Origin of the sequence: Candidatus Protochlamydia sp. R18 (assembly GCF_000648255.1) — a bacterium.
In the GTDB taxonomy this organism is placed as follows: Bacteria; Chlamydiota; Chlamydiia; order Chlamydiales; family Parachlamydiaceae; genus Protochlamydia; species Protochlamydia amoebophila.
In genome coordinates, this window is the sequence record NZ_BASL01000596.1 from 1 (window position 1) to 269 (window position 269).

At 37.5% G+C, this 269-nt stretch carries 1 protein-coding gene; it reads right to left on the bottom strand.

The genetic code is table 11. The features are described from left to right. Nucleotides 1-41 precede the first annotated feature (41 nt). Nucleotides 42-269 (bottom strand): tyrosine-type recombinase/integrase (locus tag TY19_RS00765; protein ID WP_079979172.1); only part of this gene is annotated, 228 nt, incomplete at its 5' end.

Sequence of the window (269 nt, forward strand, 5' to 3'; positions counted from 1 at the left end):
AAATATCCGCGATAAGATGTATTATAGGATGGAAATTAAGCTTATAAACCAATTTTAGTAGCGGCATTTTCCGTCCACATATTTCTCAATCGAATATATCTTCTAATGGTATCAGAGCTTTTATGGCCCGTTTGTGTCATGATCAGGTGCTCAGAAACACCAAAGATGGCAGCAGTTGTAGCAAATCCAGCCCGTAAGCTATGACCTGAAAATGAATGTTTCTGCTTTTCTAAATGTTTGTTCCGCTTAATAATCAATGCGACGGATTT